Below are 24,236 nucleotides of genomic sequence, written 5' to 3'. Positions count from 1 at the left end.
CCACTAACATTACAAAACAAATGTAAGCGTTTCAACTTACAAGTTTTTTGCAGCATCCTTTTTTTGAACCGGCGATAACAGTCAGTATCCTAGCGGAATGTAACATTTTTTGAAAGACATACATTATTTGCGATTGACCGAAAAAACGGCCTCCGTCCCATTCAGGACCAAGACCGCTTAAGCGTTTGTCTTTTACGATTTAAAATCCTGTATTCCCGGTCAGCACTGGCATGGTGAGGCTGCTGTTCTCATTATTGTAGTTAGTCAGCGCATTGCCTGATACCGTATTATAATTAAATTGCGTACGCCCGCCGCTGTCCCCGTTTGTCGAAGTAGCGATGTGGATGCCTTCCGTTTCCCCATTCTGAATCTGGTTCAGCTCAATTTTAACAAATTGCATTGGATTCTTTTCTGTCCAAAAATGAAGCCCAGCATGATTATGCCCGGTATGACCGGCACGATCAATTGTGTTCCGTTGGAATTTCAAGACGTCAATGACGCGGGAAGTCGAAGGTGTTAGCACCTCGGTAGATACAATCATGCCGGCAAGATAGGTGCTTTGGATCAAATTATCCCGCACTGTAAACGTCGAGCCGCCGATATCCGAGATGCCTCTGCCCCAATACAGCGCGCTTATCGTGTTGAATTGGGCAACATTGCGTTCTGCTAGTACAAAATCCGCTCGATTAACCTGGGCAATACCATCATCGCCAAGACCACGCAAATGGTTGTTTACAGCCAGATTATCGGTATTCCCCCCATCACCGAAATGGATTCCATCATAATACGTATTTCGGATACGAAGATTTTGCATCGTTGAGCTTTTCAAATCGACCCAACCGATAAAGCCTCCCACGTGTTCGATCCACATATTTTGCAGCAAAAGATTCTGCCCGGTGCCGACAACGGTCTGAATCGTCTTCGCAGCGGTACTGCGCTGCGTATCTACCCCGCTGATTCTTAAATCACTGAGGGTGTTATTATTGTTTAACTTGAAGCCAATATACGAGGTGCCTGATGTCGTACTATGCAAGTGCGAATACCAGATCCCCGCGCCTTTAATCGCAATTCCGGAAGGAACTGTAAACTTAGTATTATGATTATACGTTCCCTGCGGGAACCACACGCCTTTGCCTAACGAGGCCGCATCGTTCAAGGCCGCTTGAATTGCTGTAGTATCATTAGCTACTCCATCGCCGACAGCATTATAAGGGGCATCCTTCACCGAAAGGTAGTTAGCCGGAATGGCCAGAGGAACTGGTGCCGTTTCCAGATCAATGAGATCGACAGCATACCAGGCTAGGCTATTTCCCGCATCCTTCTGCAGCTTGATGGTATCCCCGGCATTGATATCCACGATAATATCAGTTTCGTCATACTTTCTCGAAAGATGTGTGGGATCATAATTATACGTAGAGATCAGATTGATATCCTGACTCTTGGTTCCGTTAATATAAAGACCTATCGTCCCGCTCGTTGCCTGCGGAATGCTATACCGCAGCACCAGGCGATTGGCATCTCGCACATTGCTCCATTGCACATATTCACCTGTAGCGTCCAAATGGGCATAGCTCTTGCCAGAGGACACTACCTTCACATCGGCATCGTTGTTTAATGTCGCCCCTCCACCAACAGTACCACTCTCTGCTTCATACGTCATGAATGGCATAGTCGCACCTCGAGGTTCATTGTTCGTGAGCCTGAACCAGTTCAGATTGGCTATTCCTGATCCTGTTTTACCAATGACATAGATTGAATGGGCTCCGACCGCATTGGCGGTTAAGGCCCAGGTCTGGGTTTCAAAATTCGTCACACTATCTGTGCTTGCCACCATAAACGTATTAATCAGAGTTCCCGTCAGGCTGTCCAGCCTAACTTCGAATTTAGCGCCGGTCGCGGTTGCAGCTAATCTTGCCTCCAATGTTTTGTACCCGCCGCTTAAATTGATATTATTAAAAACCAAATAATCACCGGCATCAAAGCTGCCAACTTGCTGGCCGCCTCCGTCAACCGTCAAGGTGCTTGCCGTCACACCCGAAAGCGTATCTGCGCTTTCCGCTTCGAATTTAAGGGCAGATGTCAGGGTAAGGACTGGCGCCCATCTCGTCTCATCTGACGTTCGATTCCCATTGCTGCCAACGACAAAGTAAATGGCATCCCCAGCCTCTACATGAATGTTCGACACACCGCTTGGCACCACATCGGCCGCTGAAGATACGGTCGTACTAAACAGCTCGGTTGTATTCTTGAATATTTTGGCGATGACGCCGTTACTTGCAGCATTGACCTTGAAAATCGTGCCTGTGATGTCGATATTGCCAGCTATCGGCGCAATCCATTTCTTCACCGCATCGACCGTAGTGTCCGGATGAAAATACTCGTCCCTGACATACGGATAGCCAGAAGCTTCCTTCCACTTGGCTGGAGCAGTGGCAACATACTGGCTTAAGTAAGAATACGTGCTGCCCGTCTTTTTCATAGCATACCAACTTCCGGTTCCTTGCGTGCTGTTGAATGAGGTTTTGGAACTATGTGTGTACGTCTCGGGTGTGGTCGCAGCTGCTTGAACGTCCCCCGCCTTAAGCAGTAATCCGCTTAAGAACAGCAGCAACGCTAGAACTGCATGAATTTGTTTGGAACTGAACCTTACTTTGTGCACAATGAATCCCTCCCACGATAAGGTTACAATGCTTAAATGTAAGCGGTTGCAATATATTCACTGTAAATGAAGTTCACCAAATCCATCAACTAACATTATTTGATCTCTGTTACATATTTTGAATTAAAAAAATCTCCCGCAGAATATAGCTATTCTTCTCGCACCAAATTTGAAATTATGTATGCCATCCTCTACATAACGATTCTATTGAAATTAACGCCTTCACTTTTGTTGGAGGGGAATTGAAAAAAAGCCCCTAAGTTCTTCTGAACAAAGGGGCCCTTATATAAAAATCTATCTAACCATTGAGATATCTTCTTCAATTTTTCCTCGAAGTATTACCGTTCCGTGTGTTGCTTTCGTAAGGGCCGGCTTATTCGAATGTTTGACCTTGTGAATCACTAAGACGCTGCTTCTTTTTTGTTTGCTACCAAAGATTCTATTAAACAAGCTTGCCATTTCGAATCGCCTCCTTTATCTATAGTTTACGACAAAATGTACCAGCTTGTCCATATGGCCGAGCATTGTGAACGGTCTGACTATTTGCTCCCATTCTTCGATATGGGACTCTACATCGATCGAATTTGCTATAGCTATTAGGCAGCCGAGTTGCAGAGTGCCATCGTTTCTAAAAAATAATAGTGTATCGGAGTCCGTATGGTCAAAGTGCTGCTTAACCTCTTCCCAGATCGGATACGTTTTTTCTGTCTCGAGGAACTTATCAATTGCTTTATGGTCCATTCTTTCTTGATCTGTCGAACAAGGACGTCCCCATCGCCAACCGGTGAGTTTATGGTTGCCACGATTATTGTTTACGACAAGTACTGCTCGAACATCAGATGGCTGGACTTGAAATAGGATACAGACATCATCAATAAGCGCTTGAATCAATCCATCAATTTTATCGGCTTTTAGTTCCTTTGGTGCCAGTCGATTGTTTACTGTTTCCTTGACCTCAGCAATCATCTTAGCGTAGTTATTGCGAGAGCGATAGGGCTCCGTATCTGGTGTTTCTAACTCCAGGCCCTTTTTATAAAAGAACGCAGAAATGACAGCTAGTGGTGAACCATACAGTATGAGAAGCACTACGAATTTGGCTCTTCCAGCAAGTGTACCTTCTGCCTTCCAATCAACCAAAAGATTAAAAGGTTTAGTGAGAAGATTGTTAAGGGCGAATAGCTCGAGGCAGGGGGGATGGATTTATTTATTTTCAAGTCCAATTCAACGATTTCGCGGCCATTGGAGCTGCGAATTACCTTTCTATCATTAACACTAAGATATGACTTGCTCTTTCTCTTTTTTCCAAACATGCTAATCACTCCTTATGATTAGCATGTCCGTTCATAGACTAATATAAACTTGATAGATGGGTAAACTGGAGGGGGAAAACTGTATTTCCAATTTATCTCCACAATCAGCTAGCTGATATAATATGTAAGTAAGGGAGTGTGAAATGATGAATCGGATCATTGATCAATATATCCGCAATGAGGAAGAACGGGTTTGGGCCAGAAAAGTAGAGGAACTGGCTACTCGTTTTGCTGCGAGGGCCGCACTGCATGACCAAGAGGGTTCATTTCCATTTGAGAATTTCACGGATTTGCACGAATCAGGATACTTAAAACTAACCGTTCCTCAAGAATTCGGCGGAGATGATCTCTCCCTCTATAACCTAGTCATGCTGCAGGAGCGGCTTGCTTATGGGGATGGATCAACTGCTTTGGGCGTTGGTTGGCACATAGGTCAGATCCTCCATCTCCGAACAACTCGCAAATGGCCTGAGGCTATTTTTACAGATTTATGCCGCTCTGTTGTGAATGACGGAACAATGATTAACACTTTTGCAAGCGAAGCAGCATCCGGAAGTCCCAGTCGAGGCGGAAAGCCTGAAACGACGGCTCTCCATACAAACGACGGATGGCTGATAACGGGGCGTAAAACGTTTAGCACGCTCTCACCGATCCTCGATCGTTTTGTCGTGTCGGCGTATATCCCGGATGAAGACTGTATTGCCGAATTCCTCATTCATAAGACTAATCAGGTAACCGTAGTGGAAACCTGGGATACACTCGGGATGCGAGCGACCGGAAGCCACGATGTGGTTTTAAATGGTGTTTTTGTGAGTGAAACCATGAGGCTCTCCGGAAAAGGCATGGATGACGGTGGAGGCTGGCTTTTACATATTCCGGCTTGTTACCTTGGGATTGCCTTGGCAGCAAGAGATTATGCGCTTGAATTCGCCAATACCTATCGCCCCAACCACATGGTTGAACCGATCGCAGTACTCCCTTCCGTCAAGCATGCGATCGGAGAAATGGAAATCGAATTACGCACTGCACGCGCACTACTTTATTCGACGGCGGATCGCTGGGATCGCGAGAAAGATAGCCGCGCCGCACTAAAAGCAGAGCTCGGTTTGGCCAAGTATGTGGCTACCAACAATGCCATCAAAGTCGTGGACTTGGCGATGAGAATTGTCGGGGCAGCTAGCTTGTCCCGTAAGCAGCCTTTAGAACGGTACTACCGGGATGTTCGTGCTGGCCTGCATAATCCACCTATGGATAGTACAGTGCTTCATAACTTGGCTGGTACAGCTTTAGCTGAGAAACCCTTGTGATTTAAGGGGAATGATAAACAAATCATCGAGAATCTTTGCTGAGGACCCCCTATCCGCTTTCAAAAAGTATTCATATTTACCGAAATTCGCTATTGCCTCTTGGTCGGGTAGCCATACCCATTCGTCGATTTCCGTTTGACATCTGTGGGCCCGAAACGCTGCGAGCTTTGCTTCCAAGTGAGCACGCACATCAATTTTGATAACGTCCTTACGGGAATACCCATAGCGTTCCGGACGCTCCATCGCGTCGCCAAACGTAATGAAATATAATGCGCCCCGATGTCCTGTTCTTTGAAAAGCTGCCGTCGTTGCCTTCCCAATTGCACAATGATCTGGGTGTCCACCAAGCATTTCGTGAAACGTAAGCACGACATCGGGATTTACTTCGTAGATAAGATCCGCAATGCGTGCTGTCAGGCTATTCTCATCGACAAACTCAACCGTCTTATCGCGGATATCCAAAAATAGGAGACGTTGGATTCCAAGGCTGTCGCAGGCATTCCGTAGTTCCATTTCACGGGCAGCTGCCATCGATTCACGGTTGAGATAGGGCGGATTGCCCATGCGTCGTCCCATTTCTCCTCGCGTTGCGCTCACTAGCGTTATGTCGACCCCTTCGCTTGCATATTTGGCAAGGCTACCTCCACAAATAAATGACTCATCGTCAGGATGTGCAAACACAGCGAGAAGCTTTTTTAATGGCGATTTATTTATATTGCTCATTCTGGAAACGGCTCCTTTCCTATATGCAGAGCAACATTCATCCGACCTCTGTCATCATAGCCGGCCAACAAAAGACGACTTCTCTCATCTATCTCATAATGCGTGAGCGCCTCCATTCGTAGCCAGCCATGCCCATCAAATCGAAGAGCGGCACGAAATGGACCTTCCCCCGCTAAAAAGGCATGGGTAACCTTGACCTTAAAATTGCGAACAAAGGCAAATGAAGTTGCTTCGCTGTGAATATAGGCATCAGTCCCGATGAAGGCCTGAAGCTCGGCTTCTACTTTCGACTTGATTATTTTGATCATCGCGTAGATTCTCTTTTCTGAAAGGATTTATATTGTATTGCTACGTAATCGTATCACAGCTCGTTATTCAAAAGAAATAACCGGCTACGCCAACTCTATAAATAAAAAAACACCCGAATATCAGGTGCTTGCTCGGTCGCGATTTACAAAAGCCCAGACGATCTTTCGTCAGAGCCTGGGCCTGAATCTTATCCCTAATTAATAAATTTAATAAATTTATTAAGATCGTTCGTTCTTATTGCGTAAAAAACTTGGGCGCTCTGAATTCATCTCCCACTTAATAATGTTGCGAGTTACGGCCAATTGAATCAAGTTAGCCTTCCAATACAAAGTGTAACTGGGTCCAATGACTTATACTCCATTTATCAAATCTTTTGTCAAACAGAATTCCGTCATAAATACATAGGCACGGACCATGTAGGATCCCTGCCTTATTCGTAGGTATTCATCACTTATCAATAATGGCCACGGTGCAGCGGGAGATACAGATCAGTTTATCCTGCTCGTCGGTAATCCTAATATCCCAAACCATTGTTTTGCGTCCTTTGTGAAAAGGGGTAGCTATCGCGGTCACGATACCGTTGCTTTTGCTCCGAAGGTGGTTAGCGTTGATCTCCAACCCTACTGCCGCATATTTTTGTATGTCGATATTGATGTAGGACGCGATGGAAGCAGCCGATTCGGCCAGCAATACCGAAGCGCCGCCGTGCAGTATGCCCGCTGGCTGATGGGTTTTCGGAGATATAGGCATAGTCAATACGACGTGATCCGGGTAGAGTTCTATATACTCTATATCCAGTGTCTCCATCGCCGAATTTCTTCTTCCTTCTTCCATGTGAAGGATAAAAGTTTCTTTGTCCATTCCAAATTTTATCAATATGTCATCTGCGACAATCATTTTAACCAACCTCTCCTTTATTTTTCTTATAGTGAAGCTCGAACTCCTCCCGTAAGCTGCGCTTCAAAAACTTCCCGACTGAGGTTTTCGGAATCGCCGGAAGAAATAGGATATCGTCCGGAAGCCACCATTTTACCACACGCTCGTTTAAAAATTGGAGAAGCTCGTCTTTTCCTGCCGGATGAGCGCCATCTTTAAGCACGACGCAGGCAAGCGGGCGTTCACCCCATTTGTCATGAGGAATCCCTATGACACACGCCTCAAATACGGCGGGATGCGCCATTAGCTCGTTCTCCAAATCGACAGAGGAGATCCACTCACCGCCGCTTTTGATCAGATCTTTGGTACGGTCAACGAGCTGGGACGGGCAGCCCTTGTGTAGAACGGATGTCCAGTAATTTATCTTTTGAGACGTCTGCCAAATTGCTTTTAATCCGAACGCAAGTGACCATTGGGCTGGCTTCTGTCATGCCGTAGGCGTGATAAAAAGGAATCCCGTAATGATATTCGAACTTTTCGATAATGCTCCGGGGCGCGGCCGAACCACCGCACACAAATGCTCTCACGTGCGAAAGGTCAAACGATTTCTGCTCCAGCACCTTGAGTGCGGCAATCCAAACAGTGGGAACACCTCCTGAAAACGTCACTTTTTCATCGGCGATCAAGTTCAGTAAGATTTCAGGCGTAGGAGCGGCTCCTGGAAGAACTTGCCTGCTACCGAACCAAACCGAAGCAAAAGGCAGCCCCCAAGCGTTGACGTGGAACATCGGAACAATAGGCATTACTGTATCACGCTCAGACAATCCGAACGTATCCGCAAGTCCGAGGGATATGCTATGAAGATAGATAGCGCGATGCGTATAAATAACGCCTTTCGGGTTGCCTGTTGTTGCGGAAGTATAACACATGCCGGCGGGAGCGCTTTCATGAATATCTGTCGGAAATTCGTACCCCGCGTTTACATCTGCAAGGAGCCGTTCATAAGAATAAACGGGCTGAAGAGAAGTGGCAGGAAGACTCTCTTGATTTGTCATCACGATAAATCCTCTAACGGTGCGCAGCTTGCTGCCGATCCTTTCGATAATGGGAAGCAAAGTTTCATCGACCAAAAGAAAGGTATCTTCCGCATGATTCAAAATGTAGACAATGTGCTCGTCGGACAGATGAATGTTTACAGTGTGAAGTACAGCACCCATACAGGGGATAGCAAAATAAGCTTCAAGATGCCGATGGTCGTTCCAGGCAAAGGTAGCGATACGGTCGCCGCGTTTAGCGCCAAGCGCCTGCAAAGCGGATGATAATCGTCTCGTCCGTTCAGCAAAGTCCTTGTATGTATAACGGAATAATTGCCCAGCGGCTCGGGAAACCACTTCTTTTTTCGGAAACAACGTCTCGGCTCTCACCAGCATGGAATGCAGTGTCAATGAATACCCTTCCATTTCTTTGCCCCCCTTAATTACAAATGTTAAATTAATGACCTCGGAAAACTGGCGCTCTCTTTTCCAGAAAAGCAGTTACACCCTCCTCGTGATCTTTGGATGCCCCCATCAGCCGCTGACCTTCTTCTTCCCAGCCTAATACAGTATTTAAATCACTATCAAAGCTCTTATACATAATTTCTTTCATCTTCCCGAATGCTAGCAGTGGCTTATGCGCAAGTTGCTGTGCAAACAAACGAACCTCTTCGTTAAATCGGTCTGCTGGAATCGCTTTATTGATTAATGCGATGTTTTCCGCTTCCTTTCCATTCAGAATGGAACCAAGCGAGGAAAGCTCTAACGCTTTTGCCAACCCCACGATTCTAGGCAAAAAGAAATGTGCCCCCGCATCCGGAATTAGTCCAATTTTAATAAAAGCTACTGTTAATTTCGCTTCTTCCGTTGCTAAACGGAAATCACAGGCTAGCGCAATACTTAGTCCCGCACCTGCAGCTCCCCCATGAATGGCAGCAATAATTGGCTTTTGTATGCCCATCATGTACCGTAGAAGCTTATTATAGGTTTGACTTAAAGCGTCACCGTAATCAAATCTGTCCTCAAAATTTATACTCGTTAAGTCAGCGCCGGAGGAGAAACCTTTTCCTTCACCAGTCAAGACAATACAACGGACATCCGGATTTTCATTAGCGGCTGTGAAAGCAGCATACAAGTCTCTGTGCATCTCCGAATTAAAAGCATTAATCGTTTTGGGATTATTCATCGAGATTGTGGCCACATGGTTTTCTATGGCATATTTCACGGTTTCAAACACAGTGTCAGCCCCCTACATGTTTTTCGATGCGCGTGCCAATAATGAGTTTTCCGCTTGCTTATACTCTTGACGCAGTTCTTCAACCAAACTGGCTATAGGCATGACCCGCTTAATTGCATTGACTCCCTGGCCTGCAGACCAGACGTCCTTCCACGCTTTATTTTCATGCTTGTTCAAGTGTGAGACGTCAACCGATTCTTTCTTCTCGAGCTTATCCGGGTCAAGATTGGCATTTCGTATGCTTTGAATTAGAAAATTTGCCTTCACTCCGCTAAAAGCATCGGTATAAATGATATCGTCTGACGTCGACTCTATTAGCATATTTTGGTATTCTTTGCTTGCAAATCCTTCGGCAGCTGCAATGAAACGTGTGCCCATATAGGCGAAATCGGCACCAAGCGCTGCAGTGGCGAAAACATCTTGCCCGCTGGTAATACAGCCTGCCAAAATGATGGCTCCATCCCAGAATTCGCGAACCGCTCCCAAAAAAGCAAAAGGATTGATCGCACCAGCGTGTCCTCCTGCTCCATGGCAGACAAGGATAAGTCCATCAACTCCTGTCTGAGAGGCTTTTCTTGCATGGGTTAAATTACTGACATCCGAGAACACAAGCCCTCCATATTGATGCACAAACTCAACTACAGGCCCCGGAGCTCCAAGTGAAGTAATGACAATCGGCGGCTGGTATTTCTTAATAAGCTCAACGTCCGAATCATACCGCGTATTGGTTTTATGAACGATAAGATTAACTGCCCAGGGAGCGATAAGGCGGTCAGGCTCCTCAGATTTAGCTGCTTCGAGCTCTTCCGTAATTTGTTTCATCCAATCGTCCAAAATATCAGCTGTTAGTGCATTCAATAAAGGGAACGAGCCGATAATCCCCGATTTACAACATTCAATAACCATCTCCGGACTAGAAATAAGAAACATCGGAGCCGCGATCACTGGTAATGTCATGTGTTCTGTTATACGCGATAGTGTATCGGTTAACAATTTACCCCATCCTCTCATCTAAAGATAAGTAATTCTGGGCAAACATAAAGCGCTTACAAATCTTTAACCAATGAATGAATACTCATTCACTATATTCTCTATTTTATCACCTTGAGTGATGTAATAACAAGAAAAATTAATGCTTTGTCACATCTAAATGGGTTACCTGGGACAGTCGTAAATAAGCAAGGCCTTCACTCGTGTGTATGAGTACAGACGGCTGGGCTCTCCTTCGCGAATTGGTTTCTTGGTGTAGGAGAATATTAATTCAGCATGCATTGTAATGAAATTCATATTCTATTGTATTTTATTAACAATCGAAATCACAAATAAAAAATGCAATAAAAAAACAGTCAGGGAAGGAATTTATAGTTCCTTCTCCGGCTGTTAATCCTGCTAATATATATTTTAATAACACAAATTAAATTCACTTTACCGCACCTATGTACTTTTGCAAACTATCCTCAACACACTCCGAAATTAATTGCACGAATGGCGTTAAATCATTTCCCATACTTGCTAACTCTAAAGACTCATAATATTTCAATCGGGCCTCATTTGCAGCTTTAACAATAGCAGGCGGAAATCCAGAATTCATTAAAATCAAATTCATTAAAAGTCGTGCTGTACGGCCATTACCATCAGAAAACGGATGTATGTAAACGAATCGAAAATGAAATTCCGCGGCAAGTTCAACTGGATGTAATTTATCTTTGTGTTCATCATACCATTGTATCAACTGTTCCATTTTTTCAGAGAGCACAGTAAAATGTGGAGGGGTATGTTGCGAACCTGAAATCATCACGTTAATCATCCGATATCGCCCTGCGTTCTCATCTTCAATGTTTTTTAGTACTAGATGATGAATTGATTTTATAACATACTCTGTCAATTCTATGTTTCTATTTACTACATCTTGTACGTAATAAATCGCTTCTGAATGGTTAACAACTTCAAAATGCTCTCGTAGCTTTTTACCACCTATTGTTAAACCTTCTTCTAAAACCAATTTTGTTTCTAAAAGTGTTAATGTGTTACCCTCAATTGCATTAGAGTTGTAGGTCCATTCTACCCGATATACTTGTTCCAAATTTCTTACAGCAGCCGCTGGCAAGGGACGTAATTTATCTAATTCACTTTTTAAAAGATCTACTTTTTCAAAGTTCATATTGCCCCTCCCTCCCTAATTCTTATTACCATTATATCACATTTCCTAATAAATAGACTCTGTCTAACTGCTCGCAAAATATGCAAATGTACTTTTCTCGCGTTCTTAAACTCACTAGTCAGCTTGTTGTTGTATGACTTTGTGTAATATCAAAAAAAATCTTTAAAGAAATTTCTTAAAGCACGTCTCAAACCGGTTTTTTTAGTTGTTGTTTTCCCTCTTCGCGTAGTCTGCTTTGGTTGCATCTTTTTTCTCGTCGGCTTATTCGTTTGATTTTTCTTCTTTTCTTCTACGGTTTTTACTATTGCTTCTTTTTTGATAATATTCTTTCTACTATTTAAATCCCAACTTACTTCTCCATTTTTAATCGTTTTTCGAATGATATAACCGCCTTTTTCAAGCTCGGTTAGGCCCATCTTAATTGAACGATCACTATCGATTTGATTCATATTCTTAAACATGCACATGGTTAGATCCTGTTCTTCATCTAAGAAAATCATATTGAAATAAAGCCCCTTGGCTTTAAGTGAAAGATGGTTGTCATTTATTATCGTAATAGTTAATAGAAGAATTTCAGTATTTTCGTTTTCACCCACATGTTTTCCCTCAATCTAATAAATCCTATTAATACTTTACCCTTGTCCTTTAATGATATATTTTTTAGACCCAAAGAAACCACTCTATCAATAGAAGTGGCTTTGGAGCTTATATGTACACTTGATATAAAGTTCATTCTACTGGAGCAGCAGTGAAATACTCTCGTTTTACGTTGGAAATCCCCAATCTCCACTGGCGGGTATGTCTGGTGAATCAGGAATTTGTCCTCCACCATAATTACCGCCGCTTCCATAACCGCTCTCATCAAGGAATATATCAGTTACATCCGCAGGTAAGGAATTGTAACCCGCGATGCTTGATAGTGTTGAGTCGTTTTCCCGTATAGCATCTCTTAAAATCGCAAAATCAGATCGTGTGTAGCTATAATTAAGAAGCATGCAGTTGAACGGAGCCGAAGACCATGACAATAGCCAGAATGATGCTAAGCCATCGATTACTTGTTCGATTCATTGCTTACCCTCCCGAAAATAAAAAATAAAATGACGACATTTGCGTTGAAACCGCATACATCAAAGTAATTTGAGCTTAGCAGAACGCTGATTTTTGCTGAATGCGTTTTTTATAGACATAACTGCATTTTTTTAAGAGAGATGATTTAAAATCGCGATATACAACACAAGTAGGCCAGAATAGCAGAGTGATTCTTTGTCCTGTATGCGCTTTTTTAAGAGGAAACTGAACTTATTTTAGAGAGTTGCGTGAAAAGCAAAAAATCGACACCCTTTAGATAGGGTATCGATTTTTACACTTATTCTTTTTTTTGATCCACAGGATAATAAACCGTATACGTCTCATCTTTGATTTCATAGAGAGGAATAAATCGTATTCCTATGTCTTGCCCCTTCGTTCGATAATAGCCCACATTCCACCAACTATGGTTTCTTTCACGGTCCGCAACGAGCATTGTTTCTGGCAAAGTAGGATTCCCAACCAATCTATGTTCACGCTCAATCAACCCCGCCAATACGATTGGCCCATCCATAAAAGCTACCATGTCTTCTGAGCCAGGAAGTGGCTCGGTTGTCAAAGACTTCGGAAACTCAATTTGTACGATATCGCCATTGCTCCATAATTTACGAATTCCAATAAATGATTGTGGTCTTACTGGATCAGTCAGTTGGATGCCACTCACGTAAATAATGGGCTCATCTTTCACCCATTTCGGTACTCTAAGTTTTAAAGTAAATTCAGTATCTTTGTCACAAGTTATCGTCAAACTGTACATAAAACGGTCCGGTCGATGTACAGGTATAGGTGGCATATCAATCTTCGTTATTGCTGTCATGCCTGTAACATTCCAATTATTCAAAGGATAGACGCCATATTGCCCGTCCTGCTTTAGACTAATGGTGACTGTACTATCCTTTATCTTCAGATTAACTTCAGCTGGAAGCCACTGGCTCACCGCCACTCCCTCTTTATCCTCCATGAAAATCTGCTGCTCATAAGAAGCATTCGCTTGCACCAGCGTTCCATGGCAGCACCAAAAGTGCTGAGTAGCTGATCCCCACTTTTTATGACTCCCTGCGCTGATGCCCAGAAAATACGAGATCATGCCTGTCTCTCCATGCTGATGAGCAAGAACTCCGTTATAGAACCTTCTCTCCCAATAGTCGGCATATTCGGGTTCTCCCGTCCATCTAAGCAGCACATGAGCAAGTCGCATCATGTTGTAATTAACACAATGTTCCTGCCCAACGCCCATCCTCTCAGCCATTTGGCCAGAAGGCACCCATAATTCACCATCATCCCCAGCACCCGTACAGTAGTAACCTCTATTTGTAACCGCGCACGTCCAGAACGCTTCTACGACCTCTCGAAAACGCACCTCTCCCGTTACTTCCCACGCTCTAGCTGCTCCCAAAATTTCAGGAATCTGTGTATTCGCATGCTTATTGGTCAATACATCTTGTCCCGTCAACAAGGCGTCAAAAAAACGACGGCGATCGTAACGATGAATTAATTCAAGATGTGCTTGATCGCTAGTTACACCATATAGATCTGCCCATACCTCCAACATCCCGCCTGTTTCCAAATCAAGGAGATCATCCATTTGTTCTCGGCTAAACTGCCCCGTCCACCGGTAAAACCAAGAAGCTAAACCGCGCATTAGATCGAGTGCTTGTTTATTTTTACCCAGCGTAAACATTTCGTATAAACCCATCAAAAGCTTGTGAATCGTGTAATGCGGTGCCCAGACATATTTTCCTTTTGCGATTCTATTCATGTAAGACTCTGGGAAAGCGGCAAGCCATTCCCCTCCATTCGCCTCCTGACAACGCGCCAATTCTTGGACGATGTAATCCGCTTTAGCTTTAACCAGCAAATCATCGGTTTGGGCATATATACGTGCAGCTGCAGATAGCCAATGCCCCATCATATGGCCCCTCAACTCGCATGTCGGTGATTCCCATCCCCAATGCCAATGTTCCGGTCCGTCCATACTCGTCGTAGTTGCGCTTGTCGTCCCCCCATTTCCACTGTAACTCCACAACCCGGCTTCCAAATAGAAATTACGAAGTAAATTGTCATTGGTTAAGCTCAAGACATACTTTTTATTCAGCTCGAAGCGAGCCGTAAGTGGTCCTACGGACAATCGAATTCGTCCTGCAGGAAATTCTTTTATTTTAGTTGAATTCAAAGGTATACCTCCATTTTTTTATATCTTAAGAACATTCTAAACCCCAATACTGATTGATAAGAATACACAAAACAATAGTTTACATATACTTTCTTTGGGTATATTCTAAAGGTGGTTTCTTTTAAGGAGGAATGAAAAATAGATTCGTTAGTATATCTTTTCGGTGATCGATTTCCTATGGTACGTGATATCGGCTGGAACCAGGTTGACGATCTATATACCCATCACGACCGCGTATTGGACTTCGACGTTTTTGTTTTTGTGACCAAAGGCAGTATGCAAGTCGTTGAAGGAACCACGGAATATATCATTAATGAGAAGGAACATTTGTTTCTGAAAAAAGGACTTCATCATTGGGGACGCCCTGAAACACTGCCAGGAACTTCATGGTTTTGGGTACACTTTAATTCACCTATATATAACTACTCTTCCTATAAAGAGCAATCCCCTTTACCCGAAATTGATTTCTTTTATCCTGATCACTATGCCTACCGATTCGCTATGCCAAAGCATGGAACTTCGCCTTTTCATCGAACATTAGAAAACAGATTACAAATGTTAGTTGATGACTTTGGTAAACCTTCTGAACATGGAATGGTTCAACTGAGCATTCATGTTTACGAGCTGTTTTTGGAGCTGCATAAAACTATGAAAGAACATAGCAAATCTACAAGGGGCACTGGCAAAGGGGAAACTGTTGCTGGGCGAGTTATGACTTTTCTTCAGCAACATACGGACGAGGACTTTAATTCTGCCAAATTAAGCAGCCATTTGAATTTAAATTATAGTTATGTATCGGCTACCTTTAAACATCAAACTGGACTTAGTATTATTGAGGCGCATACGAAGTTAAGAATAAACAAAGCGATCGATTGGATGCGAAACACTTCTCTCAATGTATCTGAGATAAGCGAGAGATTAGGCTATAAAAATCCTTATTATTTCAGCAGGGTCTTTAAGAAAACAATTGGGGAATCACCATCTGCTTATATGAGTTATTTTTATAAGCCATAGTAAAGGCAAATGTATTCCTTTCGCCTGCTCGAATAACAATAATAATCAATTACGCAGAAACAAAAAACTCAAAAACCCTACGGTTTACCGTAGGGTTAAATTATATTGATCATCATCTTCCAGCTTGACCACAGCAGCCTGTTATTCACCTACCTATTCAATTCAAAAACCCAACGAATTCCGTATACTCATTTCTAAAGGCGAATAATCCACTTCATGACTGCGATTCAGATTCATACGCTCTTTCAACGGTGTTGTCTTATTGCACATGAAGCGAGGAATTCCACTGTGGTTCTGAGATGCTGTGTGATAAAGAAAGGGATGACATAGTATGATATCACCTGTGGATGCTGTAGTCTCAACAACCCGCAATTCTATACCATTAGCATCTGTATGCCACGTGTTCATAAATTTTTCAATTCTGCTCCCCGTGCTTTCACCCGATGACTTCGTCAATCCTGTCAATTCCGATAAGTACGGGTGTTGACTATTTAAGAGATCAATTGCTGCTTGAGACTCCATCCCCTCTGGGTGTTGAGATAGAAACCGAGCTACTAACTTATGAGAGCCTTCTAGCACTAAAGTGCCACCACCACGAGGACCTATATCCGAAAAAATACATAGACACAGAAGTCCTTGTTCCGGGCTATCGACATAATGGCGGAAATGAGCTCCATCCCAATGCCAGCCATCTGTAGGAATATCCCACTCTTTGTCAGCCCCTAGAGCAAAATTGACCGGCCACCAGCCCCACGTCGATTGAACCTCATCGATCCCGTACACACCACGATCTTTCCAGCGATCCGGCCCGATCAAATCCTCAATCGCATCAGCCATTCGTGCTGTATTACACTGGTCAAACTCAGGACTTCGATAAGCTTCTTGCATATAAATAATAGGTTTTTTCCAAGTGGAAGGATCGTCTTGATTAACCCCTCTCTCGGAGAGCTTTCCCCATAGGAACTGTTGACAAGCAAGCGCCGTTTCTCGTGGAAAAGCGCCACTTACCTTTACCCAGCCGAGTTCCTTAAATTGTTCTATTTGATCCAAACTTAACACTTTCTCAAACATACTAGCTCACCTCGAACTAAAAGATCTGTTAATGTCTCACTTCTTTGTTTTGACCCACTCGTCCAGTTGCTTTTGTTTTTCGGCAATAATCTTATCCACACCGATCGCTTTCAATTTATTAATATATTTAGGTAAATATTCTTTGGGATCAACGGTGCCTGAAAATAAACCAGGTTCGAACTCTTTTTTCGCATTATTAAAGGCTGCAATCTCATTTTTCACAGGTTCTGGGTTAAAAATAAATCCGAGTACACTTGCTGTTTCGGCAGATTCATTGAATTTTTTGAAATTCTCCCACTTTTTCGGGTTTTCATTTGCCCAAAGATAATCATTAAATTGGTTACCGAACATCCATGCGCCATTCAAAACATAACCTGATGTTGTAGCATTTACGCCTGCAGGGAAGTCTATAATATTGTCACTTTTCTTAACAAAGTGCTTTCCTTCTATTCCGAAAGCGAGCAGATTGACTAAATATTTGTCTGTATAAAGTAAATTTAGGAACATCATAGCGCGATCTGGATCTTTAGAGGTTCTGGAGATCGATGTCATGGATCCAGTCGTATCCGATGTTCTAACGATCGGCTTTGTTAATTCCACCTGTATCCATTGGACACCGGAAGCCAAACTATCCTCGGCATCTTTACCAGGCTTAAGTTGTTGTACATAAGAGAATGCCTTCCCTGCCTTTAGTGCCCCAGTCGTATCCCCTATTGTTGCTGCATCTTTATTGACGTAACCTGCCAAATACCACTTACGGGCTAAATCCATTTGATCCTTTGCTTTTTGGGTTTCAAATGCGTTAACAACTTTGAAATCCTTGGCTCCTCTCACCACCGAACCAGGACTGCTATCGCCTAAATCCTCATAATTTAATGGGTTCAGTACCCAATCGATGCTCGTATCTTTATTCAAATATAAGGGAACAACACCGGGCTCTTTATCTTTAATCATTTGATAAATCGGCTCTAGGTCTTCCACTTTTTTAATTTTAGTAAGGTCAATTTGGTATTTATCAACCAAATCTTTGCGCAGCATAAACCCTGCTTGACTAGCTATTTCTTTATTAATGGGTAAACCATACTGTTTGCCATTAACCTTAGATCCATCCAGCAAGACTGGATTAATCACTTTTTTGAGATCCGGTGCATTTTTTTCTATGAGTGCAGTCATATCAATAATATTGCCTTGCTGAATTTTCGTGCCAAAGTTATCCCAATTCATGGTTTGTAACAAGTCAAATGCTTCACTAGACGCAAATTTTAAATTGACCTTATCCTGCCAGCTTCCCCAATCGATCACTGTTAATTCAAAGGAAGCATTGATTTTATCCTTCAAGTATTTACTGACTTCCTGATTCACCAAATCTATATCTTTCGGTGAACCTGAACCAGGTACGACCATCTTGATCGTATACGGAGCCAGCTCAGGTTTCTTGGACGGCTGGGCCGTCTCTACTTTCGTACTCGCAATAGGCGTTGCACTTGCAATTACCTCTTCCTTTTTGGTACTACAGCCCGTTATTACAACGGATACAGAAAGCAATGTTGCCACGGATAATTGAACGGTTTTCCTTGTATTTTTCATACTTGACCTCCTAAGTATATTTCTACTATATACTAACCAGCCAATAACTGGAATTAGCCTTTTACAGCACCAACGGTCAAACCTTTTACAAAATACTTTTGAAAAAAGGGGTAAGCAAATATCATCGGGCCCGTTCCAATAATACACATGGCCATTCGAACCGTTTCATTCGGCACCTTGGCGATTTCGGATGAACTGATGCCAGAGGCGACCTGCGCATTCGATATTAAAAACTGAAGATTGATTAAAACCTTATACATCATGTACTGGAGATTTATTATTTTGTCATTGTTAATAAATATTAGGCTGTTATACCAACCGTTCCAATAACCAAGGGAGTAGAACAATCCAATCGTCGCAAGAACAGGAAGAGATAACGGCAACACAATTTGCGCAAAAATCCTACCTTCACTTGCCCCGTCCATACTAGCCGACTCAATAATGGAAGGATGGATCGTCGTTTGGAAAAATGTTCTCATAATGATGACGAAGAAGGCATTCATCAATAATCCAGGGATAATTAAAGCAAATATCGTATCTTTCATATGAAGAACATTCGCATAAACCAAATACCAGGGGACAAGACCGCCGTCGAAGATCATTGTAAAGAAAATGATGAAGGAGAATAATCCGCGATAACGGAAGTCACTCCTTGATAACGGATAAGCAAAGAGCGCCGTGATTAATAAGCCAGCAATTGTACCTACAAGGGTTACGAATATTGAGATCCCGTAAGCTGTTATAATATTGTGTATATCAAACCAGAGATATTGATAAGCAGCCAAACTGAATTTCTGAGGAATTAACTTGTAACCTTCAAGCGCTACCCACTTTTCATCCGAAAACGAAACCGATACAACGAGTAACACTGGCATGAGACTTAAGCAACTGTAGAACAGGAAAAAGATGTTGAGCATGACGTTTGTTTTATTTGAAATTGCATGCGGATCTTTATATGTTCTTTTCATGCTAGACGCTTCATGTAAAGTCTTTTTCGTAGCAATGGATGTATCCAAGCTCACAATCTCCTTTACCTTTTACTAAAAGAGTGCGTTTTGTTTATCTATTTTACGAACTAGATAATTCACACTAAGAACAAGTATAAAACCGACTACAGCTTGGTATAATCCTGCAGCTGATGACATCCCTGTATCCCCTAATCGGAGCAATGCGCGATAAACGTAGGTGTCAATGACATTTGTCGTCGAGTATAATGCCCCTGCATCCAACGGCAATTGATAAAATAATCCGAAATCCGCATTTAATATGTGACCGATCGCTAGCAGTGTTAGAATGATCATCATCGGCTTAATGGATGGAAGTGTGATCTTCATCGTTAGCTGCCATTTCGTAGCTCCATCGGTAATTGCAGCCTCATAATATTCTTTATCAATACCTGCGATTGCGGCTAAATAAATAACCGTTGAATAACCAATGTTTTTCCAAATATGAACGATGGGTAAAATATAGGGCCAATATTTGGGTTCGCTGTACCAGGAAATCGGCTGAATACCCAATGGGGCCAAAATGTTTTTATTTAGGAATCCAAACTCCTCACTCAGAAATGAGAAACCTAAGTAACCAACAATGACAGCCGACAAAAAATACGGGAGAAACATAACACTTTGGTAAACATTAGATAAATACCGATTTCTTAGTTCATTCAATAAAATGGCGAAGGTAACGGAAAAGAACAAGGTTGATGCAATAAATACTAGGTTATATAAGATTGTGTTACGGGTGATCACCCAAGCGTCACTTGAATTAAACAAAAACTTAAAATTATCAAAGCCCACCCACGGACTTTTCCAAAAACCCAACGCGTAATTAATACTTTTGAACGCAACAACCGTCCCGAACATTGGAATGTAATTGTTAAAAATTAAATAAATGGTGCCCGGTAACAACATCAGAAGCAGATACCGCTCTTTGAATATATTTTTCAAGAATGATCCTTTTCTCGATTTTTTAATCATCGTAATCACCTCCCCTCCAAAGTCGAACATTTCCGATATCCTTATTGTAAAGCAGTTAAATCACGGTTCCTACGAACTAAAATGACCACCCTGACGGTTTTATGACAATCAACATCGATAAGAAATCATCTTCTAAACATAAATAAACCCCTGGATGAATTAATAAATTCATTCAAGGGTTTATTTATGGAGTCAACCTATATGTTGGTAATGCTTGCGAAATTCCTGTGGGCTAATACCTACTTGTTTCTTGAACATTTTTGCGAAATGAGAGAAATTATCATAACCCATAGCTTCGCAAATGTCGCTTATCTTGATATTCGTTTCAGTCAGCATGGTTTTGGCCTTTGTCATTTTGGCATAGATGATATAATCCATCAAAGTTTGCCCTGTTTCTTTTTTGTACAACCGTGATAAATAGGCAGAATTCAAGTAAACATAAGAAGCAATGCTTTCTCTGGTCGCATCCTTTAAGTTGGCATGAACATAGTGTTTGATTTTCTCGATTAAAGATGAATTGTCCAGCTCTTGGCAATGGATATAGTCGACTCCAGCTGTAATAATACGTGTTGCCCACAATTTAAATTGAACGATTGAACGTGTAGCCGATGCCTCGCCAACCCACTTTTTGGAACCGATGAATTCCTTTACGGACCAACCTCTTTTATGCGAAACCTGATAAACCATTTGCAGCACCGAATGATACAAAACATCTATGGTTTCAGATGTGATCGTCTGATCTTGAAGCCCTGTCAAGACGGCTTCCATTCTGCTCAAGAGCTCTTCTTTTTTACCAAGTTCAAATAATACCGCCCAGTCCATCCAATCAATAACAACGGATGATCTTTTCTGATCCGATGAGTTCGCTGCTTGCCCGTGTTGAAATTGAACAACCTTCATATTGGTAATATTGCACGCTTCCAAATCAAGTAAAGCATGATAATTCTCACTTAACTCCTTGATATGAACAGGCTTCCCCACGTAACAAGACAAGCTGCAATAAAATAATTGTGCGCATGCTTCAATGTAATCATAACAAATCGTGTGTAATTCGTTCATTTGCAGGTCTGTATGCGCTTTCAAATGGATCAGGATGAGATGAATGCCATTCCGATCTTGAATAACATCTCCTTGCATTGTTTTGAGAAACATTTCCGCCGCGGCATTGCGAAGCGCATACTCCATAATTTCTTCATCACGCAAGCTAAACTCTTTATTCCAAAGTTCTACACTAAGTAGAATTGGCAAAATCAGCGTATTGGGGTCAAATGAAAGATTATAGGATGGAAGCAACTCTTTCAAGTTCTCAGAATTCGGAATTACACGCTGAGATAGAATGTCTTGCCAAAACCGCTCTGTCAGCAGTGGTTTCTGCTTCTCCCACAGCTTGACATACATTTGGTAACTTTCATCAAATTGATCTACCTTCTTCACTTCCATTAGCCTGTCTAGAACTTTATGCATCACTTGCTGCAGTTGAACCATATCAACAGGCTTAAGTAAATATTCGAAACTTCCTAAGCGAACAGCCTGCTGTGCATAAGAGAAATCCGCATGCCCTGTCAGGAAGACAGTAACGATTAACGGGTAATGTTCTTTCACCCAATCAACCAATTCAAGTCCGTTACTTCCGGGCATCTCAATATCGCTAAGCATAATATCAATGTTGACAGTACGCATTATTTCCATAGCTTCTTCGGCATCGTACGCGCAATAAACGCCACTATACCCCAGATCAGACCAATTAACCCCTTTTAAAAGGGCCTCTACGGCATACACTTCATCATCTACGATTAACAAATTATACATCCAAACTGCCTCCTTGATCTGCTGTGACAAGTTGAATAGGAATGATTAAGCGGATGATAGTTCCTTTCTCAACACCATTATCAAACAAAATTTTCACTTGTGAGCCATACTTTATTCGTAGACGATGGTGAACGTTCCAAATGCCAAGATGCTTATCACCAGAACCATATCCCTCCGTATATTGACCCGTTTGAAACATTTGCAACTTATCCGCTGGAATTCCCTTTCCGTTATCGATAATGAGTACCTCATAACAGTCTGGCGAGCCTACCGATGGCTGTACCTTTATTTCAATATGAAATATGGCCTTTCCTTTATCCATTCCGTGAATAATCGCATTCTCCACAAAGGGTTGAATCATTAAGGGAAGAACGCTATTCTGCGAATACGCCTCAGGCATGGATATATCAAACAACAATTTATTGGGAAAACGCAGTTTTTGAATCTCTAAATAATGCTCGATATGTCCAAGCTCTTCGGAAAGTAATATCGTATCCCGATGAGCCCGAGTAATAAAGCGAAAATAATTAGCCAAATGTTTGGTCATTTCTTGAACCAAGTTATTTTTTTCTAGCAAGGATAAGCTGAAAATGATATTTAAGGAATTCAAATAAAAATGCGGGTTAATTTGGGTCTGTAGATGATTGAATTCAGCTTTTTGCGCTTTAAGCATTTCTTCGTATACATTAATTTTCAACGTATGAATTTGGGAGGACATCTTGTTGAATGTTTCGATTAAGAAGGAAAATTCTGTGGTCGAATTATCTTCTAGTCTAACATCCAGATCCCCACGGGTAATTCGACGCATCCCTTTAATGAGTATATTCATTGGCAGCAAAACAACTTGCTTTACAAATAAAAGATAAAAAATGAGTACAATGAGCAATCCTAAGGGAATCAAGAAGAGCAAACGTTGAAAATAAAGCAGCTTCTGAAGCAAAACTTTTTCAGGAATGATGACCGACAGACTCATTGTCGCGTATTGAAAAGGGAACCCAACAAGCAAATACTTGGTCCCACTCGCAGCATTTGAAAACGAGACATATTTCGAGTCGGAATGGCTCCATTTATTGACAATCTCATTTACATTATCCATGGATAATGAAGTTGGCAGCAGCGGTTTCCCGTCATTGGACATAAGAAGGAGTTCTTTCCAATTGCGTCCACGGTTAGGCAACTGCAGAGGACGCAAAAAACTTTCGATATCAATCACTGCACCAACATAAAGCTCTCGATTAATTTCCTTTGGACTGATTTCAATGACTCGTACCAAATAGTTTTTATGTTCCCAAGACATGATCTGCCAGTTGAGAAAATCAATATTCTTATTGTCTTGAAAAAACGAATGCAAGACGCCTTCGAATTTTTGAACATCTTCATAGGTATTCTGTTGCGTGATCATATCATTATTTTTCTTCGAATAAACAAAGAACGTATCGATTCCTTTATAAATACTAAGATCATCCTTGAATTTTCTTAAAAACCATTGTTTGGCCATGAAATATTCGCCGCTATCCATGGGATACAGCGTAAGAGGAATTAAATTCGTATAAGAAAAATCACTTGTACCTAGTCGTAAAATATAATTGCTCGTATCTTCCAACGTCTGATCCAGCAAGGTTACTTTTGATTCTAGAAGATCATAGTATGACTGCGAAACTTCATTTCGAACGACATTCATCGAATAAAAATTATTGTAAAATAGAAAAAAGATTAATGGAGCTGTAACGATAAAAAAACCAAGAACGAATTTGAATTGCAATGTTTTTTTACGAAGCATTCCGCTACCTCTTTTTTAAATTCATTCTATTGGAAAAACATGTCATAGGAAAGTGTTAATTTACTTAATCCTCTTATCGCGCTATCCACTCTCAATTATATGTTTAAATTGCATATTCCAACAT

At 42.0% G+C, this 24,236-nt stretch carries 20 protein-coding genes and 1 pseudogene; 3 read left to right on the top strand and 18 right to left on the bottom strand.

The features are described 5' to 3' along the window. Nucleotides 1-199: 199 nt before the first annotated feature. Both AC58QG_RS15245 and AC58QG_RS15240 read right to left on the bottom strand, forming a co-directional pair. Complete coding sequence (locus AC58QG_RS15245; RefSeq protein ID WP_497362972.1) at nucleotides 200-2,659, bottom strand: carbohydrate-binding protein; 2,460 nt, start codon at nucleotides 2,657-2,659, stop codon at nucleotides 200-202. A gap of 474 nt (nucleotides 2,660-3,133) precedes the next feature. Beyond that, entirely contained in the window at nucleotides 3,134-3,796 is a 663-nt protein-coding gene (locus AC58QG_RS15240; RefSeq protein ID WP_497362971.1) for a hypothetical protein, read from the bottom strand. A gap of 319 nt (nucleotides 3,797-4,115) precedes the next feature. Between AC58QG_RS15240 and AC58QG_RS15235 the strand changes: the two genes are divergently transcribed. After that, nucleotides 4,116-5,276, top strand: a complete 1,161-nt coding sequence (locus AC58QG_RS15235) for an acyl-CoA dehydrogenase family protein (protein ID WP_497363452.1) — start codon at nucleotides 4,116-4,118, stop codon at nucleotides 5,274-5,276. Here the strand turns inward: AC58QG_RS15235 and AC58QG_RS15230 are convergent. The 10 genes and pseudogenes from AC58QG_RS15230 to AC58QG_RS15185 form a co-directional block, all read right to left on the bottom strand. Further along, nucleotides 5,256-5,999, bottom strand: a complete 744-nt coding sequence (locus tag AC58QG_RS15230; protein ID WP_497362970.1) for a PIG-L family deacetylase — start codon at nucleotides 5,997-5,999, stop codon at nucleotides 5,256-5,258. The genes AC58QG_RS15235 and AC58QG_RS15230 overlap by 21 nt on opposite strands. Further along, nucleotides 5,996-6,307, bottom strand: a complete 312-nt coding sequence (locus AC58QG_RS15225) for a DUF1806 family protein (RefSeq protein WP_497362969.1) — start codon at nucleotides 6,305-6,307, stop codon at nucleotides 5,996-5,998. Before AC58QG_RS15225 ends, AC58QG_RS15230 begins: the two co-directional genes overlap by 4 nt. Nucleotides 6,308-6,755: 448 nt before the next feature. Then, nucleotides 6,756-7,115, bottom strand: a complete 360-nt coding sequence (locus tag AC58QG_RS15220) for a hotdog fold thioesterase (protein WP_497363451.1) — start codon at nucleotides 7,113-7,115, stop codon at nucleotides 6,756-6,758. 91 nt (nucleotides 7,116-7,206) lie between these two features. Next, nucleotides 7,207-8,644: pseudogene (locus AC58QG_RS15215) on the bottom strand (long-chain fatty acid--CoA ligase). 31 nt (nucleotides 8,645-8,675) lie between these two features. Next, nucleotides 8,676-9,455, bottom strand: a complete 780-nt coding sequence (locus AC58QG_RS15210) for an enoyl-CoA hydratase-related protein (protein ID WP_497362968.1) — start codon at nucleotides 9,453-9,455, stop codon at nucleotides 8,676-8,678. A 12-nt stretch (nucleotides 9,456-9,467) separates the two neighbouring features. Next, nucleotides 9,468-10,412, bottom strand: coding sequence for an NAD(P)H-dependent flavin oxidoreductase (locus tag AC58QG_RS15205; protein ID WP_497362967.1), 945 nt, complete (start codon nucleotides 10,410-10,412; stop codon nucleotides 9,468-9,470). A gap of 463 nt (nucleotides 10,413-10,875) precedes the next feature. Beyond that, complete coding sequence (locus AC58QG_RS15200) at nucleotides 10,876-11,616, bottom strand: Fic family protein (RefSeq protein WP_497362966.1); 741 nt, start codon at nucleotides 11,614-11,616, stop codon at nucleotides 10,876-10,878. 149 nt (nucleotides 11,617-11,765) lie between these two features. Continuing rightward, nucleotides 11,766-12,212 carry a hypothetical protein gene (locus AC58QG_RS15195; RefSeq protein ID WP_497362965.1) on the bottom strand — a complete coding sequence of 149 codons (447 nt, stop codon included), beginning with the start codon at nucleotides 12,210-12,212 and terminating at the stop codon, nucleotides 11,766-11,768. A gap of 168 nt (nucleotides 12,213-12,380) precedes the next feature. Beyond that, nucleotides 12,381-12,641, bottom strand: a complete 261-nt coding sequence (locus AC58QG_RS15190) for a hypothetical protein (RefSeq protein WP_497362964.1) — start codon at nucleotides 12,639-12,641, stop codon at nucleotides 12,381-12,383. Between the two features lie 341 nt (nucleotides 12,642-12,982). Next, complete coding sequence (locus AC58QG_RS15185; protein WP_497363450.1) at nucleotides 12,983-14,860, bottom strand: beta-L-arabinofuranosidase domain-containing protein; 1,878 nt, start codon at nucleotides 14,858-14,860, stop codon at nucleotides 12,983-12,985. A gap of 276 nt (nucleotides 14,861-15,136) precedes the next feature. On the opposite strand from AC58QG_RS15185, the gene AC58QG_RS15180 reads away from it, so the two are divergent. After that, nucleotides 15,137-15,889 carry a helix-turn-helix domain-containing protein gene (locus tag AC58QG_RS15180; protein ID WP_497362963.1) on the top strand — a complete coding sequence of 251 codons (753 nt, stop codon included), beginning with the start codon at nucleotides 15,137-15,139 and terminating at the stop codon, nucleotides 15,887-15,889. Nucleotides 15,890-16,051: 162 nt separating this feature from the next. On the opposite strand, the gene AC58QG_RS15175 is transcribed toward AC58QG_RS15180, so the two are convergent. Both AC58QG_RS15175 and AC58QG_RS15170 read right to left on the bottom strand, forming a co-directional pair. Further along, nucleotides 16,052-16,960: a phytanoyl-CoA dioxygenase family protein gene (locus tag AC58QG_RS15175; protein WP_497362962.1), complete on the bottom strand. Its 909-nt coding sequence runs from the start codon at nucleotides 16,958-16,960 to the stop codon at nucleotides 16,052-16,054. A gap of 36 nt (nucleotides 16,961-16,996) precedes the next feature. Beyond that, nucleotides 16,997-18,364, bottom strand: a complete 1,368-nt coding sequence (locus tag AC58QG_RS15170; RefSeq protein WP_497362961.1) for an ABC transporter substrate-binding protein — start codon at nucleotides 18,362-18,364, stop codon at nucleotides 16,997-16,999. Nucleotide 18,365: 1 nt separating this feature from the next. Here AC58QG_RS15170 and AC58QG_RS15165 point away from each other — a divergent pair, with 1 nt between their 5' ends. Beyond that, nucleotides 18,366-18,524, top strand: coding sequence for a hypothetical protein (locus tag AC58QG_RS15165; protein ID WP_497362960.1), 159 nt, complete (start codon nucleotides 18,366-18,368; stop codon nucleotides 18,522-18,524). 76 nt (nucleotides 18,525-18,600) lie between these two features. Here the strand turns inward: AC58QG_RS15165 and AC58QG_RS15160 are convergent, their stop codons facing one another. From AC58QG_RS15160 to AC58QG_RS15145, 4 genes are all read right to left on the bottom strand, one after another. Further along, the gene (locus tag AC58QG_RS15160; RefSeq protein WP_497362959.1) at nucleotides 18,601-19,563 is read right to left on the bottom strand and encodes a carbohydrate ABC transporter permease; all 963 of its coding nucleotides are present in this window, start codon (nucleotides 19,561-19,563) and stop codon (nucleotides 18,601-18,603) included. A gap of 24 nt (nucleotides 19,564-19,587) precedes the next feature. Continuing rightward, nucleotides 19,588-20,523 (bottom strand): ABC transporter permease, encoded by a 936-nt coding sequence (locus AC58QG_RS15155; protein WP_497362958.1) that lies wholly within the window; start codon nucleotides 20,521-20,523, stop codon nucleotides 19,588-19,590. 192 nt (nucleotides 20,524-20,715) lie between these two features. Then, nucleotides 20,716-22,332 (bottom strand): response regulator transcription factor, encoded by a 1,617-nt coding sequence (locus AC58QG_RS15150; protein WP_497362957.1) that lies wholly within the window; start codon nucleotides 22,330-22,332, stop codon nucleotides 20,716-20,718. After that, entirely contained in the window at nucleotides 22,325-24,112 is a 1,788-nt protein-coding gene (locus tag AC58QG_RS15145) for a sensor histidine kinase (protein WP_497362956.1), read from the bottom strand. The genes AC58QG_RS15150 and AC58QG_RS15145 overlap by 8 nt, the downstream gene beginning before the upstream one ends. Nucleotides 24,113-24,236 lie beyond the last annotated feature (124 nt).

Source organism: Paenibacillus sp. J22P169, assembly GCF_059691995.1.
This window is presented reverse-complemented; position numbering and strand designations above follow the sequence as displayed.

Excerpts from the sequence above, each read along its gene's own strand:
- AC58QG_RS15235 (WP_497363452.1), top strand. The coding sequence starts at position 4,116 with ATGAATCGGATCATTGATCAATATATCCGCAATGAGGAAGAACGGGTT.
- AC58QG_RS15230 (WP_497362970.1), bottom strand. The coding sequence starts at position 5,999 with ATGAGCAATATAAATAAATCGCCATTAAAAAAGCTTCTCGCTGTGTTT.
- AC58QG_RS15225 (WP_497362969.1), bottom strand. The coding sequence starts at position 6,307 with ATGATCAAAATAATCAAGTCGAAAGTAGAAGCCGAGCTTCAGGCCTTC.
- AC58QG_RS15220 (WP_497363451.1), bottom strand. The coding sequence starts at position 7,115 with ATGGAGACACTGGATATAGAGTATATAGAACTCTACCCGGATCACGTC.
- AC58QG_RS15205 (WP_497362967.1), bottom strand. The coding sequence starts at position 10,412 with ATGACATTACCAGTGATCGCGGCTCCGATGTTTCTTATTTCTAGTCCG.
- AC58QG_RS15200 (WP_497362966.1), bottom strand. The coding sequence starts at position 11,616 with ATGAACTTTGAAAAAGTAGATCTTTTAAAAAGTGAATTAGATAAATTA.
- AC58QG_RS15175 (WP_497362962.1), bottom strand. The coding sequence starts at position 16,960 with ATGTTTGAGAAAGTGTTAAGTTTGGATCAAATAGAACAATTTAAGGAA.
- AC58QG_RS15170 (WP_497362961.1), bottom strand. The coding sequence starts at position 18,364 with ATGGTCGTACCTGGTTCAGGTTCACCGAAAGATATAGATTTGGTGAAT.
- AC58QG_RS15155 (WP_497362958.1), bottom strand. The coding sequence starts at position 20,523 with ATGATTAAAAAATCGAGAAAAGGATCATTCTTGAAAAATATATTCAAA.
- AC58QG_RS15150 (WP_497362957.1), bottom strand. The coding sequence starts at position 22,332 with ATGTATAATTTGTTAATCGTAGATGATGAAGTGTATGCCGTAGAGGCC.
- AC58QG_RS15145 (WP_497362956.1), bottom strand. The coding sequence starts at position 24,112 with ATGCTTCGTAAAAAAACATTGCAATTCAAATTCGTTCTTGGTTTTTTT.